Source organism: Williamsia sp. SKLECPSW1 (genome assembly GCF_054332755.1).
This window is the reverse complement of the sequence record NZ_JBTGLI010000001.1, coordinates 855,799-870,691: the sequence shown is the minus strand read 5'-3', so window position 1 is coordinate 870,691 and position 14,893 is coordinate 855,799. Positions and strand designations below refer to the sequence as shown.

The 14,893-nt window shown below is 71.2% G+C and carries 15 protein-coding genes; 12 read left to right on the top strand and 3 right to left on the bottom strand.

Translation table 11 applies throughout. The features are described from left to right. Positions 1–89: 89 nt before the first annotated feature. Positions 90–1,148 carry an HAD family hydrolase gene (locus ACXVUM_RS03860; protein WP_458520546.1) on the bottom strand — a complete coding sequence of 353 codons (1,059 nt, stop codon included), beginning with the start codon at positions 1,146–1,148 and terminating at the stop codon, positions 90–92. Positions 1,149–1,241: 93 nt separating this feature from the next. On the opposite strand from ACXVUM_RS03860, the gene ACXVUM_RS03855 reads away from it, so the two are divergent. The 10 genes from ACXVUM_RS03855 to ACXVUM_RS03810 all read left to right on the top strand — a co-directional run bounded on the left by ACXVUM_RS03855 (position 1,242) and on the right by ACXVUM_RS03810 (position 9,611). Further along, the gene (locus ACXVUM_RS03855; protein WP_253655404.1) at positions 1,242–1,490 is read left to right on the top strand and encodes a glutaredoxin family protein; all 249 of its coding nucleotides are present in this window, start codon (positions 1,242–1,244) and stop codon (positions 1,488–1,490) included. A gap of 97 nt (positions 1,491–1,587) precedes the next feature. Then, on the top strand, positions 1,588–2,328 hold the full coding sequence (locus tag ACXVUM_RS03850; protein ID WP_458520545.1) for a redox-sensing transcriptional repressor Rex: 741 nt from the start codon (positions 1,588–1,590) through the stop codon (positions 2,326–2,328). Then, positions 2,325–3,689, top strand: coding sequence for a glutamyl-tRNA reductase (locus ACXVUM_RS03845; protein WP_253655406.1), 1,365 nt, complete (start codon positions 2,325–2,327; stop codon positions 3,687–3,689). The genes ACXVUM_RS03850 and ACXVUM_RS03845 overlap by 4 nt, the downstream gene beginning before the upstream one ends. Then, the gene (gene hemC, locus ACXVUM_RS03840; protein WP_458520544.1) at positions 3,686–4,621 is read left to right on the top strand and encodes a hydroxymethylbilane synthase; all 936 of its coding nucleotides are present in this window, start codon (positions 3,686–3,688) and stop codon (positions 4,619–4,621) included. Before ACXVUM_RS03845 ends, hemC begins: the two co-directional genes overlap by 4 nt. Positions 4,622–4,666: 45 nt before the next feature. Beyond that, positions 4,667–6,250, top strand: a complete 1,584-nt coding sequence (locus ACXVUM_RS03835; RefSeq protein ID WP_458520543.1) for a uroporphyrinogen-III synthase — start codon at positions 4,667–4,669, stop codon at positions 6,248–6,250. Between the two features lie 20 nt (positions 6,251–6,270). Beyond that, positions 6,271–7,254 (top strand): porphobilinogen synthase, encoded by a 984-nt coding sequence (hemB, locus tag ACXVUM_RS03830; RefSeq protein ID WP_458522771.1) that lies wholly within the window; start codon positions 6,271–6,273, stop codon positions 7,252–7,254. Between the two features lie 36 nt (positions 7,255–7,290). After that, a complete protein-coding gene (locus ACXVUM_RS03825) occupies positions 7,291–8,283 on the top strand; it encodes a hypothetical protein (RefSeq protein ID WP_458520542.1) in 993 nt (330 codons plus the stop codon). 5 nt (positions 8,284–8,288) lie between these two features. Further along, a complete protein-coding gene (locus tag ACXVUM_RS03820; protein ID WP_458520541.1) occupies positions 8,289–8,690 on the top strand; it encodes a hypothetical protein in 402 nt (133 codons plus the stop codon). Then, positions 8,683–9,336, top strand: a complete 654-nt coding sequence (locus tag ACXVUM_RS03815; RefSeq protein WP_458520540.1) for a DUF3093 domain-containing protein — start codon at positions 8,683–8,685, stop codon at positions 9,334–9,336. The genes ACXVUM_RS03820 and ACXVUM_RS03815 overlap by 8 nt, the downstream gene beginning before the upstream one ends. Then, entirely contained in the window at positions 9,333–9,611 is a 279-nt protein-coding gene (locus tag ACXVUM_RS03810; protein ID WP_458520539.1) for a hypothetical protein, read from the top strand. The genes ACXVUM_RS03815 and ACXVUM_RS03810 overlap by 4 nt, the downstream gene beginning before the upstream one ends. Here the strand turns inward: ACXVUM_RS03810 and ACXVUM_RS03805 are convergent. Next, positions 9,589–11,607, bottom strand: a complete 2,019-nt coding sequence (locus ACXVUM_RS03805; protein ID WP_458520538.1) for an acyl-CoA dehydrogenase family protein — start codon at positions 11,605–11,607, stop codon at positions 9,589–9,591. The two genes, ACXVUM_RS03810 and ACXVUM_RS03805, sit on opposite strands and share 23 nt — an antisense overlap. A gap of 290 nt (positions 11,608–11,897) precedes the next feature. Here ACXVUM_RS03805 and ACXVUM_RS03800 point away from each other — a divergent pair, with 290 nt between their 5' ends. Beyond that, on the top strand, positions 11,898–12,344 hold the full coding sequence (locus ACXVUM_RS03800) for an Hsp20/alpha crystallin family protein (RefSeq protein WP_458520537.1): 447 nt from the start codon (positions 11,898–11,900) through the stop codon (positions 12,342–12,344). Between the two features lie 453 nt (positions 12,345–12,797). After that, positions 12,798–13,595: an SDR family NAD(P)-dependent oxidoreductase gene (locus tag ACXVUM_RS03795; RefSeq protein WP_458520536.1), complete on the top strand. Its 798-nt coding sequence runs from the start codon at positions 12,798–12,800 to the stop codon at positions 13,593–13,595. On the opposite strand, the gene ACXVUM_RS03790 is transcribed toward ACXVUM_RS03795, so the two are convergent. Next, the gene (locus ACXVUM_RS03790) at positions 13,589–14,845 is read right to left on the bottom strand and encodes an EAL domain-containing protein (protein WP_458520535.1); all 1,257 of its coding nucleotides are present in this window, start codon (positions 14,843–14,845) and stop codon (positions 13,589–13,591) included. The genes ACXVUM_RS03795 and ACXVUM_RS03790 overlap by 7 nt on opposite strands. Between the last annotated feature and the right edge of the window lie 48 nt (positions 14,846–14,893).

Below are 14,893 nucleotides of genomic sequence, written 5' to 3'. Positions count from 1 at the left end.
GGTCACCGATCAGCGTCGACCTGTGCACAAAGCACGTGCCGAGGGCTGGCGGTGGGGGCTGTGGACGCCGCCGTGATGTATCGCCCGGATCAGTCGCGGAAACGACGGGCCGCGGCGACGGCGCCGCCACCGGCGGCGCCGAGGAGGACGGCGGTGGGGAGGCCGATCTTGGCGGCCTTGCGGGCCGTGCGGTAGTCACGGATCTCCCAGCCGCGGACCCGGGCGACGTCGCGCAGGTCGGCGTCGGGGTTGATCGCGACGGCGGTCCCGCACAGCGACAGCATCGGCACGTCGTTGTGGGAGTCGGAGTATGCGGTGCACCGCTTGAGGTTCAGCCCCTCACGGATCGCGAGGCTGCGGACGGCGTGGGCCTTGCCGAGGCCGTGCAGGATGTCGCCGACGAGTCGCCCGGTGAACTTGCCGTCGACGCTCTCGGCGACGGTCCCGAGGGCACCGGTGAGACCGAGGCGGTCGGCGATGGTCTGCGCGAGTTCGACGGGCGTGGCGGTGACCAGCCAGACCTGCTGGCCGGCGTCGAGGTGCATCTGCGCGAGAGTCCGTGTGCCGGGCCAGATCTTGTCCGCGATGACCTCGTCGAAGATCTCCTCGCCCAGGCGGACGAGTTCCTCGGTCGAGCGACCGGCGATGAAGCTCAGGGCCTTCTCCCGGCCCGACGCGACGTCGTCGGCGTTCTCGCGGCCGGTGATGCGGAACTTGGCCTGGGCCCAGATGAACTCCGCCATGTCGCGGTAGGAGAAGTAGTCGCGGGCGGCCAGACCGCGGGCGAAGTGCACGATCGACGCGCCCTGGACCAGGGTGTTGTCGACGTCGAAGAAGGCCGCGGCGGTGAGGTCGGGCGGGACGTCGGTGGGGGTGCCGGGCTCGTCGTCGAGGTGGTCGCCGTCGGCGCGGCCCCGGCGCTGCAGGGTGTTGTACGCGGCCTGGGCGCTGGCCTCACCGGCCAACGAGTGGCGCAGTTCGGCGGCGGACTGACGGAAGCGGCCGACGCGTCCCGACTGGGCGGCCCGGACAGCGCGTGAGGACACCCAGTTGCTGACGGTTCCGCCGGCGTCACGGTCGTCGTCGGGGGCCGTGGGGCCCTGTGTCGACGACCGCTCCGGATCGTTCTCGCCGGGCGTGTCGCTCACCGGATCGCCTCCTGCTGGTGCGGGTCTCCCAGAGTAGTCGTCGGGCCGGACGCGCCCCGAGCGCCGCCCCGGGGCGGTGGGAGGATCGTCGACGTGGCCGTCACCCTGCTCACCCGCGCCGGCTGTCCGGCCTGCGCACGCGCCCTCGATGACCTGCGACCGCTGTGTGCGGAGTTCGCGGCGGACCTGTCCGTCGTCGACGTCGACGAGGCCGCCGCCGACGACCCCGAACTGCGCGCGGAATTCGGCGACCGACTCCCCGTGGTTCTGCTCGACGGCGTCGAACACAGCTACGGCGAGGTCGACGCACCCCGACTGCGCGCCGACCTCCGGTCCAGGTGAGAGCCGCTTTGTGAACACGTTCACAAGCGGTATACCCTCGGATGCCGAATGCCCTCACCCGGCACACCGTGTGTCCGGGTCGACGCCGGAGGTGACAATGACGCGAGGTCCGCAGTCGTCGTCCCCCGATCCCGACATCGGCGGGCACATCCCGGCCGCGTCCGTCGCGCGGCTCGCCGCGTATTTGCACGTGCTGCGCACGCTGAGCGAGAACGGTGTCGTGGTGACCTCCAGCGGTCAGCTCGCGATCGCCGCCGGCGTGAATCCCGCGATCCTGCGCAAGGACCTGTCCCACATCGGCGCCAACGGCGTCCGCGGCGTCGGATACGACGTCGCGCGCCTCACCGCCCGCATCTCGCGCGCGCTGCGCACGTCGGACACGCACAACGTCGCGCTCGCCGGGGCCGGTCTGCTCGGGCGCGCACTGATCGCCCACACCGGTTTCGGCCGCGGGTTCCGCGTGGTTGCGATGTTCGACACGGATCCGGCCGTCGTGGGTACGGGATTCCGGTCGGAGGCCGTTGACATCACCGTGGCACCGATGTCGGATCTGGCGCGACAGTGCGTCGAACGCGAGGTGGACGTGGCCGTGATCGCCACGCCCGACCCTCTCGCGCAGTCGACCTGCGACGCGTTCGTCCACGCCGGCATCCGCCAGATCCTCAACGTCAGCACCGTGACCCTGCGCACGCCGCCGAGCGTGCACGTGCGCCCGGTCGACCTGGCGCTGGAGCTGCAGGTGCTCTCGTTCAACGCCTCCCGCGACGCGGTCGACCCGCCGTCGCCCGGGGGCCGGATCGATTCCCGCGACGGCTGCGGGGAGAAGGTGAGCGTGTGAGCGTCTTCCTGTTCGGCGTGTCCCACCGCAGTGCACCGGTGCCGGTGCTCGAGCGGTTGGCCGTCTCCGACGGTGACCGGCCCAAGCTGGTCGACCGGCTGCTGCGTGTCCCGCAGATCTCCGAGGCGATGGTGGTCTCCACCTGCAACCGCGTCGAGGTGTACGCCGTCGTCGACGCGTTCCACCCCGCTCTCGAGGCGGTCGGTGACGTCCTCGGTGAGCACTCGGGCATGAGCGTCACGGAGATGACCCGCCACGCGTACGTCCGCTACTCCGAGGCCGCCGTCGAGCACCTGTTCACGGTGGCCGCGGGCCTCGACTCGCTCGTCGTCGGCGAGCAGCAGATCCTCGGGCAGATCAGGGCCGCCTACGCCAGCGCCGACGAGCACTCCTCGGCCGGCCGCGTCCTGCACGAGCTCGCCCAGCAGGCGCTGCGCGTCGGCAAGCGGGTGCACAGCGAGACCGGCATCGACCGCGCCGGCGCGTCGGTGGTGTCCGTCGCCGTCGACCGTGCGCGCGGTCTGCTGTCGGCCGACGGGGGCACCACCCTCGACACGGCGGTCGTCCTCGGCGCCGGCGCGATGGGCGGCCTCGCAGCGGCCCACCTGGCCCGCGAGGGCGTCACCGACCTCGCCGTCGTGAACCGCACCGCCGAGAAGGCGCAGCACCTCGCCGAGTCGGTGCAGGCGCACCAGGGTGTCGCCGCCCGCGCCGTCGACATGGCCGATCTCGCCGACGCCGTCGCCGACGCCGACCTGCTCGTCAGCTGCACCGGTGCCGTCGGCGCGGTGGTCAGCGTGGGGGAGATCCACTCCGCGCTCGCGCGTCGCACCCGGTCGACGCCGCTGGTCATCTGCGACCTCGGACTGCCCCGCAACGTCGACCCGGCCGCGGCCCGACTCCCCGGCGTCCACGTCGTCGACATCGAGAGCCTGCGCGGCACGCCCGCCACCCAGGCCGCCACCGACGACGCCGCCGCGGCGCGCGACATCGTCGCCGGCGAACTCGCCGACTACCTGGCCCACCAGCGGCAGGCCGAGGTCACCCCGACGGTCACCGCCCTGCGACAGCGCGCCGCGGAGATGGTCGAGGCCGAGATCCTGCGCCTGGAGACCCGCCTGCCCGGGCTCGACGAGCCGCAACGGGACGAGGTGGCCAAGGCCGTGCGCCGCGTCGTCGACAAGCTGCTCCACGCCCCGACGGTGCGCGTGAAGCAGCTCGCCTCGACCCCGAACGGCGACCACTACGCGGAAGCGCTGCGCGAGCTGTTCGAGCTGACCCCCGGTGCGGCCGAGTCGGTCTCGGCTCCCGAGACGGGACTCGCCGTCGACGACGCACCCGCCGCACGGGGAGCCCGGTGACGGGTCGGGGGACCATCCGGATCGGCACACGCGGGTCGCTGCTGGCACGCACGCAGTCCGGGGACGTCCGGGACGCGCTGATCGAGGCCGGGCACGACGCGGAGCTCGTCGTCATCACGACGGCCGGCGACCTCTCGGCCGAGCCGGTGGAGAAGATCGGCGTCGGTGTCTTCACCACGGCGATCCGCGCCGCCCTGCACAACGACGAGATCGACGTCGCCGTGCACAGCTACAAGGACCTCCCGACCGCGCCCGAGGAGGGTCTGACCATCGCGGCCGTGCCGCCGCGGGCGGACTCGCGGGACGCGCTGGTCGCCGCGGGTGGACGGGTGCTCGGCGAGCTGCCTCCCGGCTCGACGGTCGGGACGTCGGCGCCGCGGAGGGTCGCGCAGCTTAACGCACTGGGTCTGGGTTTGGAAATCCGCCCCCTACGAGGCAACCTGGACACTCGGTTGGGCAAAGTCGCCGGCGGCGAACTCGACGCAGTGGTGGTGGCCCGAGCCGGGTTGGTCCGCATCGGTCGCGAAGACGAGGTGACCGAGGCATTCGACCCGGTCGTGCTGCTCCCGGCGCCCGCACAGGGCGCACTCGCGGTGGAGTGCCGCTCCGATGATGCCGAACTGGTGAGCATTCTCGCCGAGCTCGACGACGCCCCATCCCGGGCCACGGTCGACGCGGAACGGTCGGTGCTGGCGGCCCTCGAGGCCGGGTGCACCGCGCCGGTCGGCGCGATCGCGGAGGTGGTGGAGTCGCTCGACGACGACGGGCGCGTCGTCGACGAGCTGTCGCTGCGGGCGGGTGTGGCCGCGCTGGACGGATCCGACGAGATCCGCGCCTCCGTGGTCGGACCGGTCGCACGCGCGGTCGAACTCGGTCGGGAACTCGCCGCAGAACTGCTGGAGCGTGGGGCCGCCGAGGTCATGCGCGACTAGCAGCCACCTCGGACGACCCCAGGAGGGGTCAGGAGAGTGCACCGCATGAGCCGCACGAAGAAGGCAAGCCCCGGTCGGATCCTGTTCGTCGGGTCGGGCCCCGGGAACCCCGCTCTGCTCACCGTCCGCGCGCGTGACGCGCTCGCCGGCGCGACCACCGTCTTCGTCGACCCCGACGTCCCCGCGGGCGTGCTCGAGCTGGTCGGCGCCGACGCCCCCGTCGTCGAGCCGACCGAGACCGACGGCGACGACACCGCCCGTGTGCGTCCCGCGCTGGGTGATCCGAGTGAGGTCGCCAAGACCCTGGTCGCCGCCGCGAAGGCCGGCGACGACGTCGTCCGCCTCGTCGCGGGCGACCCGCTGACCACCGACTCCGTCCTCACCGAGGTGTCCGCGATCGCGCGGACGTCGGTGCCGTTCGAGGTCATCCCCGGTCTGCCCGCAGCCGCCGCGGTCCCGAGCTACGCCGGGATGCCGCTGGGCTCCGGCCACACCGAGGCCGACGTCCGCGGCGAGGTCGACTGGGCCGCCCTGGCCGCCGCCCCCGGACCGCTGGTGCTGCACGCGACCGCCGCCCACCTCGCCGAGGCCGCGAGCGCGTTGACCGAACACGGCCTGGCCGCGCAGACCCCGGTCGCGGTGACGGTCAACGGCACGACGTGCCAGCAGCGCACCGTCGAGGCCACGCTGGCCACCCTCAACGACTCGGCCGCCGGCCTGCAGGGTCCGCTGATCGTCACCGTCGGCAAGGTGGTGAGCCAGCGCGGCAAGCTCAACTGGTGGGAGTCGCGGGCGCTCTACGGCTGGACCGTCCTGGTGCCGCGTACCAAGGACCAGGCCGGCGAGATGAGCGATCGTCTCGTGACCCACGGCGCGGTCCCGATGGAGGTCCCGACCATCGCCGTCGAGCCGCCGCGCAGCCCCGCGCAGATGGAGCGTGCGGTGAAGGGTCTGGTCGACGGTCGCTACCAGTGGGTGGTGTTCACCTCCACCAACGCGGTGCGTGCGGTGTGGGACAAGTTCGCCGAGTTCGGTCTCGACGCCCGCGCGTTCAGCGGTGTGAAGATCGCCTGCGTCGGTGAGGCCACCGCGGCGAAGGTCCGCACGTTCGGCATCGAGCCCGAGCTGATCCCGTCCGGCGAGCAGTCGTCGCTGGGTCTGCTCGACGACTTCCCGCCCTACGACGACGTCTTCGACCCGGTGAACCGGATCCTGTTGCCGCGCGCCGACATCGCGACCGAGACCCTGTCCGAGGGTCTGCGGGATCGCGGCTGGGAGATCGACGACGTCACCGCGTACCGCACCGTCCGCGCGGCCCCGCCGCCGGCGACGACGCGCGAGATGATCAAGACCGGCGGCTTCGACGCGGTCTGCTTCACCTCGAGCTCGACGGTCCGCAACCTCGTCGGCATCGCCGGCAAGCCGCACGCCCGGACCATCGTCGCGTGCATCGGGCCGAAGACCGCAGAGACGGCAGCGGAGTTCGGTCTCCGCGTCGACGTCCAGCCGGAGAACGCGTCCGTGCCCGATCTCGTCGACGCGCTGGCCGAGCACGCCGCACGCCTGCGGGCCGAGGGTGCGCTGCCCCCGCCGCGCAAGAAGGCCCGCCGGACCTCACGGTCGTCCTGATCCCGGTGTCGGACAGCCCGATCCGTCCAGTCGGCGACATCCGGCCGCGTCGTCTGCGCACCTCGTCGGCGATGCGGCGGTTGGTCGCGGAGACTTCGGTCGAGCCGCGGCACCTCGTGCTGCCGGTATTCGTCGCCGACGGCATCGATGCGCCGCAGCCGATCTCCTCGATGCCGGGCGTCGTGCAGCACACGATCGATTCCCTGCGCGCCGCCGCCGACGAGGCGGTCGCGGCCGGTGTCGGTGGCCTCATGCTGTTCGGTGTCCCGAAGGCCGAGGACAAGGACGGAACAGGGTCCGGCGCCGACGATCCCGACGGCATCCTCAACCGCGCGCTGCGGGCCCTGCGCGACGACCTCGGCGACGCGACGGTCCTCATGGCCGACACCTGTCTCGACGAGTTCACCGATCACGGGCACTGCGGCGTCCTCGACGACCACGGTCGCGTCGACAACGACGCGTCGGTGGAGCGTTACGTGTCCATGGCCGTCGCCCAGGCGCAGGCCGGCGCCCACCTCCTGGGACCCAGCGGGATGATGGACGGCCAGGTCGGCGCGATCCGCGCGGGCCTCGACGACGCCGGGTTCCTCGACACCGGCATCCTCGCCTACACCGCCAAGTACGCCTCGGCGTTCTACGGGCCGTTCCGCGAGGCGGTCGCGAGCACGCTGCAAGGCGATCGCCGGACCTACCAGCAGGACACCGCCAATCGGGGCGAGGCGATGCGCGAGCTGGAGCTCGACCTCGCCGAGGGCGCCGACATCGTCATGGTGAAGCCGGCGATGAGTTACCTCGACATCGTCCGCGACGTGGCGAACGTCGTCGACGTGCCCGTCGCGGCGTACCAGATCTCGGGGGAGTACGCGATGATCACCGCCGCCGCCGAGCGCGGCTGGATCGATCTCGACGCCGCGATCGTCGAGTCGGTGACCTCCATCCGTCGTGCCGGCGCGTCGATCGTCCTCACATACTGGGCGACCGACCTCGCGACCCGGTTGCTCTGACCCGGTCGCTCCGACCCGACGGTTACCCTGGCGGCCATGTCAGACCGGTTCAGCCCACCGCCGACCGGGCCCGCCCCGGAGCCCGGCGCGAAGCCGACGCTGCCGTCGCCGATGGCGATCGCGACCGAGCTGTGGCTCGTCGTGGTGATCGGTCAGGCCGTCGCCTTCGCCGGCCAGTACTCCACCGCCGCCGACTCGGTCCGGGAGGCGGCGCGCAACGCCGCATCGGGCGCCTCGGCCGACGAGGTCCGCATGCTCACCTCGACGGGCACGATCGTCGGCGTGTACGTCGCCGTCGGCGTGGTGCTGTCGCTGGTGTCGCTGCTGATGGTGTGGCTCGCGCGGACCGGACACAACTGGGCGCGGCTCGTGCTCGTCTTCTTCAGCGCGTTCATCGTCGTGCAGACCGTGCTCGGGCTGTTCGGTGACGCGGCGTCGTCGTGGACGACGATCCCGTCGGTCCTCAGCGGTGTGGCCGCGTTGGGTGCCTCCTATCTGCTCGTCCAGCGGGACAGCGAGGCCTACTGCCGGGCGATGGCCGACCACCGACGCAGCGGCGGTCGGATCGGTGGGTCCGGGCCGGCCGGACCGCAGCCTCCCCACCCACCCGGTCCGCACCAGCAGGGTCCGTACCAGGGAGGCCCCCACCAGCAGGGGCCACATCAGCACGGGTCTCAGCAGTACGGCTCGCAGCAGCCGACGTACCCGTCGTATCGGCCGCCGGAGTCCGGGCCCCGATACGACCCGCACGCGTATCACCCGCCGCAGCAGCAGCAGCCGCCGTCCTGGTCCGGGCCGGACACGAGGTCCTACGGCGCACCGCCGCCGCTGTACCCGTCGACGCCGTATCCCTCGCCGCCCTATCCGTCGTCGCCGCCCCCGTCGTCGCCGCAGTCCGAGGACCGTCGACCGAGCGAGCAGTGGGAGCCGGCGCGCGGCGAGAACGTCCGCGAGCGTGAGCCGGATCGCCCCGACGACACCGATGAGGACGGTCCGGGGACCGACGGTCCGCGGCACCGGGGAGAATGACGCGCGTGACGGACAAAGAACGCGCTGAGCAGGTGCCGACGCCGAAGCAGGCGAAGTGGGCGGCCAGGTTGTGGATCGCCTCCGGGGTGTTGCTCGGACTGACGGCCGTCTACGCGCTGATCGTCGGGATCCTCGCGGTGCGCGCGTTCCCGATCGGCCTCGCGGTGATCTGCGCGGGTGTGGGGATCGCGACCGTCGTCCTGGGCCGGCGAGCCGGTGCCGGTGATCCGCGGTGGCGGTCGTCGGTCGCGGTGCTGACCCTCGTGGTCACCGTCTTGGGGATGCTGATGGCGGTGCTGTACGGCCTGCCGTTCATCCTGCTGGCGGGCCTCGTCGGCCTCGTCGGGTCGATGTTGTCCTACCGGCCGGGGGCGGAGCCGTGGTTCGCGGGACCCGCGCGTGGCTGATCCGGCCGACCGCGAGGACCCGACCGATCCGGACGATCTCGAGGATCTCGACGACCTCGAGGATCCCGACGACCCCGCGGATCCCGACGACCTCGACGGGGACACCCGGCCTGCATCTCCGAAGGCGGTGTTGCCGCCGCCGTCCGAGCGCGGCGACGTGCTGTTCCGTGAGTCCGGCGGCAGCTGGTGGGTGGTCCTCCTCGGGCCCGCGCTGATCGCCGCTGTCGTCGCCGTCGAGGCGAGCGGTCCGGGCCGTGTCCACTGGCCGGTGCTCTCGATCTTCTTCGTCGTGCTGACGGGGTTCTCGGCGTTGCAGGTCTATGCGGCCAGGCGGCACGTGAGTGTCGAGTTGACCGAGGCGACCCTCCGCCAGGGTGAGCGGACCATCGTGCTGTCCGAGGTCGCCACCATCCACCCGGAGAACACCGGCGGGGACGCGCAGGAATGGGAGAGTGCGCCGGCGCTCGGCGAGTTGTCGGGGGTGCCGCGCCGACGCAAGGGTGTGGGGCTCACGCTCACGTCGGGCGCGCTGGTCCAGGCGTGGGCGCGGGACCACCAGCGGTTCCGTCAGGAACTCACCGAGGCGGTCATGGCCGTGCAGATGGGGTTGGGTCCCCGGCATTCCCGGGGAGACGACGCGTCATGAGGTCTCTTCGCGCTCGAGCAGTGCTGGCCCTGGTGGTGGGGCTCGTGCTCGTCGGCGTCACCGTGTGGCTGGCATTGTCCGCGGTGCAGACCGCCGACTATCCGCCGTTGCAGATCGGTGACCGCACGGTCGCCGGGTCCTACCGCCTGACCGAGGTCCACGGCGACCTGGTCGGGGCGGCGACGGTCTGCGCGATCGCCGCCGTCGCCGCCCTCGCCTGGTGTGTGTCCTCGTTCAGGCGTGACTCGTCGCTCAGGGCTGCATCGCGACGGTGAGCAACGCCGGCGGCACACCGAACGCGTCGACGAGCGTCTGGGCGTGTGGCCGCAACTGGGCACACAGCTCGTTGACGCCGCGGCGGACGGCCTTCGCCCGCTCCACCGAGATGTGCCGGTGCATGAGGAACCACCCCATGTCCGCCTCGATGGTCGAGTAGACGTACAGGTCGCACACCTTCCACAGCAGGTCCTTGGCGGCCTTGGAGTCGCACGACTCGATCGCGGAGATGAACGCCTCCAACACGATTCGCTCGATGTGCACCTGCCCGACCTTGAGGATGTGGTCCTGGGCGTCGTTGAAGACCTCGAACTCGTCGGCGTCGTCGGACAGTGCGCGCCGCATGCGGTTCGCGGCCGTGCGGAGCAGGTGGTCCTCCCGGTTGCGGAACAGACGGATCTGCGTGCCGCGGTTGGTGAGATCGGACTGTTCGGGGTCCTCGTCGGAGGAGTCCATCAGCGTCTGCACGACCTGACGGGCTGCCGACTTCTCCAGGAAGACGTCGCGCGCCATGCCGGCGATGAAGCGGGCCCAGCCACGGGTGTCGTAGCCCTGGACCTCGTCGGCGTAGGCGGAGAGCAGCTCCTTGGCGACGAGCTGGGTGAGCACGGTGTTGTCACCCTCGAACGTGGTGAAGACGTCGATGTCGCCGCGCATGATCGGCAGCTGGTTCTCCGAGAGGTACCCGGCGCCGCCGCATGCCTCCCGGCACACGTTGATGGTGTGCGACGCGTGCCACGTGGTGGCCGCCTTGAGGCCGGCAGCGGTGCTCTCGAGCTCCCGCTGACGGCCCGCCATCGAGTCGTCGCCCTCGGTGTTCTCCGGGTTCGCGGTCTGCACCTCGTGCAGTTCCTCGATCATCTCGTTGGTCGCGAACTGCAGCGCGTAGGACTTGGCGACGAGGGGGAGCAGCTTGCGCTGGTGTGCGCGGTAGTCGAGCACGGGGATCTCGTCGTCACCGGACGGTGCGTCGAACTGACGACGCTGCGTGCCGTAGTCGACGGCGATCGCGAGCGCCTTGCGGCCGGCGGCGCCCGCGGTGGCACCGACGCTCGCGCGACCGCGGATCAGGGTGCCGAGCATCGTGAAGAAGCGACGGTTGTCGCTCTCGATCGGTGAGGTGTACGTGCCGTCGGACTCGACGTCGGCGTACTTGTTGAGCAGGTTCTCCCGCGGGATGCGGACCTCGTCGAACCGCAGGGTGCCGTTGTCGACACCGGCGAGACCACCCTTGGGTCCGTCGTCGCCGATGGTCACACCGGGCAGCGCGTTGCCGTCCTCGTCGCGGATGGGCACGACGAAGCAGTGCACGCCGCGGCTGACGGGTTCCTCGCCGGGGCCGGCGGTGACGAGTTGGGCGAACACGGTCGCCAGGCGGGCGTGCTTCGCGGCGCCGCCGATGTAGTCCTTCGTCGCCGACGGGGTCGACGACTGCACGACGAACTCGTCGGAGTCCTTGTCGTAGGTGGCGATGGTCTCCAGCGCCTGCACGTTGGACCCGTGCCCCTTCTCGGTCATGGCGAAGCAGCCGAGCAGGTCGAGGTTGATGAGGTCGGTGACGTACTTGTCGTGGTGGCGCTGGGTGCCGAGGTTCTCGATGGCACCACCGAAGAGTCCCCACTGCACGCCGGCCTTCACCATGAGCGACAGGTCCGCGTACCCGAGCATCTCGATGGCTGTCACCGAGGCGCCGACGTCGCCCGTGCCGCCGTGCTCCTCGCGGAAGCCGTACGCCGCGAACTTGAGTTCCGACAGCTGCTTCATCTTCTCGAACGTGGCGTCGCGCGCCTCGTCCATCGTGAGCGTCGGGTCGGGGAGGAGGTCGGCGCGGTTCATGTGCTCGCGGGTGTACTCGCGCAGACCACGCCACCGGCCGTCGAGCGTGTACCTGAGGTTGTCGACGAGCAGGCGACGTTCGGCCTCCGCGCTGTCGGGCACCGTGGCGTCTGCTGCGGAGTCCGTGGACGGGTTCTCGGATGCTGGTGCGACGGTCATGACTCCACGGTAGGCGGAGACCACCGACCCTGGTCCGCTTCATTGGTCACAGTTGCCGCCCATTTCGTCCGACCTCACCCGAGCGGGTAACAGGGAGATCACGGGCACGTCCGTCGTGGTACCGGTGATCACCCGAAGGTGCTGTCCCGGTGACGAACTGGGCCGGAATCGAGTGGTGACAGACTCTGGCACTCGACGGCATCGAGTGCTAAATTCGGTGGTGCATCAGCGACCGGCCCCGTACGGGCGGGGCCGGATGTCACGAACAGAACACAGGAGGTGTTGTGGCCATGCTGCGCTTCGATCCCTTCACGGAACTCGACACCATCACCCGCGGACTGCTCAACGGAGCTCAGGCGGGGTCGGCCCGGGTCCCGCGGTTCATGCCGATGGACCTGTGCAAGGTCGACGACCACTACCTGCTCACGGCCGATCTCCCCGGTGTCGATCCGGGCTCGATCGACGTCGACGTCGACAACGGGACACTCACGCTGTCGGCGCAGCGCACGGCCCGCTCCGACGACTCGGTGCAGTGGCTGAGCGGGGAGCGGTTCTTCGGCACCTACCGTCGCCAGCTGAGCCTGGGCGACAACATCGACGCCTCCGGCATCACCGCGTCGTACGAGAACGGCGTGCTGACCGTGACGATCCCGGTCGCCGAGCGCGCGAGGCCGCGCAAGATCGAGGTCGCCCACAGCGACAGCCCACGCTCGATCGAGGCCGAGTCCGTCACCTGATCCCACCGCCGGCGACGGTCGTGTGACACGACGCCCGCGGATCCGCACGGACCCGCGGGCGTCGTCGTCTCGAGCGTCGCCCGTTCGAGTTCTGGACTCCGGTCTGGTTGTCCCACGTCGTCGGGCCGAAAGTGCGACGGTGAGTGCTCGCGAATTCGTTTGTTGGACAGAAAAGTTCGACCGTGAGGATACTTGTGGACCGCTAAAAGCTGAATGTCGACACCGCGAGTTGGGCGCCCCTCGGTGGGGAGGAGGACCAGGCCGGCGGAGCGAACGTCTCACGGGACCACCCCGGGGCTCTGCGACTGCGACGACCGGTGTTCGCGGAAGGCATCCCGGTCCGACGCACCCCGCTGTCCCCCGCACGACCGACCGACTCGTGCCCGACAGGCCGCCGGGGCGAGACTGGTGGACGGAGACCGGTGGGCGGGACTCCGCGGAGAGGACACACACATGGACCTGGGGCTGACGGGCAAGCGCACCATCGTGACCGGTGGCAGCCGGGGGATCGGGCGTGCGATCGCCCGCGCCCTGGCGGCGGAGGGGGCCGAGGTCGTGGTCGCCTCGCGCGGCGAGGAGGCACTGCGCGCGACCGCCGACGAGCTCAGTCGTGAGACGTCGGGCCGTGTCGTGGCGATCCCGGTCGACACCGGTGACCAGGCCTCGGTGGATCGGCTCGTCGAGCAGACGGTGGCGCGGCTCGGCGGAGTCGACATCCTCGTCAACTCCGCGGCCACCCCGTGGAGCGCCGGGCGACCCACCGACTTCGCCGGCACCAGCGACGACGTCGTGCGCGAGGAGGTCGAGATCAAGGTGCTCGGCTATCTCCGTACCGCACGTGCCGTCGCGCCCCACCTCACCGATCAGGGGTGGGGTCGCATCATCAACATCAGCGGACTCGGTGCGCGACAGGCGAAGTCGATCGCACAGACCATCCGCAACGTGAGCGTCTCCGCGCTGACCAAGAACCTCGCCGACGAACTCGGGCCGATGGGCGTGACGGTCACCGTCGTCCATCCGGGCCTCACCCGCACCGAACGGTTCGTCGCGCGCCTCGAGAAGCGAAGCGCCGCAGAGGGAACGGCGATCGCTGATCTGGAGGAGGAACTGGCGACCAACTCGATCCGCAGGGTCGTCGACGCCTCCGAGGTCGCCGACGTCGTCGCGTTCCTCGCCTCACCGCGTAGCGGGGCGATCACCGGTGACGCGATCGCCGTGGGTGGCGGGATCCCCGGTGCCGTGTACTACTGACCGGACTGCCCGGCGGGCACCGGTGCGGCGCGCGGCGCGAGCCTGCGCATGATGCAGGCCGCGACCTCCCGCACGATCGCCCTGTCGTGGGTGAAACACCATGCGTACCGCCGATCCCCGAGCGGGGCGTGATCGCCGAGATCCTTCGCGACGACGGCGCAGGCGTATCCGTCGATCAGGATGGCCAGCGAGAACTCGCCGGGGAAGCCGGCGTCGGCGTCCACGGGACCCCGCACCCCGGGGACGGCGAAGTCGCCGGCACCGATGACCCCGACCAGGGTGTGCTTGCGCGCGAACTCCTCGTACCGGTCACCGAAGCGTGCCGCGAACTCACCCGGCTCCTGCACCGAGACGAGCAGCATCCCGGGCCAGGACAGCGACGACCCGAGCAGGCTCAGCTCGTCGAAGACGCGGGCGATCAACTCGTACCGCGCGACCTGACGCGGCAACCGTTCGAGGACGTCGGACGGTCGGGAGATCGGCGTCGGCACGCTGCGGAAGAGGCGGAGCGGCTCGGAAGGGAACGGCGGTGGCACCGGGGCGGGGGCCGCCGCACCGAACAGGTACCCCTGCCCCAGACTCGCCGACGCGAGCGTGGCGAGGTGTGCGTCGTGCTCGGTCTCGATCCCCTCGGCGATGACGCGTGCCCCGGTCGACACCGCGTAGTCGGCGACGAACGACGTCGTCTCGTCGTGGGATCGGGTGCCCGGGTTCATGACGACGCTGCGGTCGAGCTTCACCACGTCGGGGAGGGCGACGGGCAGCACCACCAGCGACTCGGGATTCACGCCGACGTCGTCGATGGCGATGCCGCAGCCGAAGTGGCGCGCCCAGTCGATGGCGGTCATCACCGCGCCGGGGTCGGCGAGCAGCTCCCGCTCGGTGAACTCGACGACGATCTGCATCTCCGACGACGCGATCTCGTGGAACCGTTCGAACGGGAACTTCCAGCGCGGCATGGGTCCGAGGGCGAGGGGTTCGACGTTCACGAACAGCGTCAACGGGCGGACGAGGCCGGCGTCGAGACCTCCCTCCACGGCGGCGCGGCGACACATCCAGTCGAGATCGGTGAGGGTGCCGGCCGCGGTGGCGGCGGCGAACACCTCGTCCGGGGTGGCGTCCGGGACCTCCGGCCACCGCGCGAGCGCCTCGTAGCCGACGACGGATCGGTCCACGAGATCCACGATGGGTTGGAACTGGGGGACCACACGGGTGGCGAGGGCGCGATCGGCCCTCCGATGCCGCTCCATCGGCTCCGACCTCCCCACCCCCCGGACGAGACGTCACCCCGCGTGCCC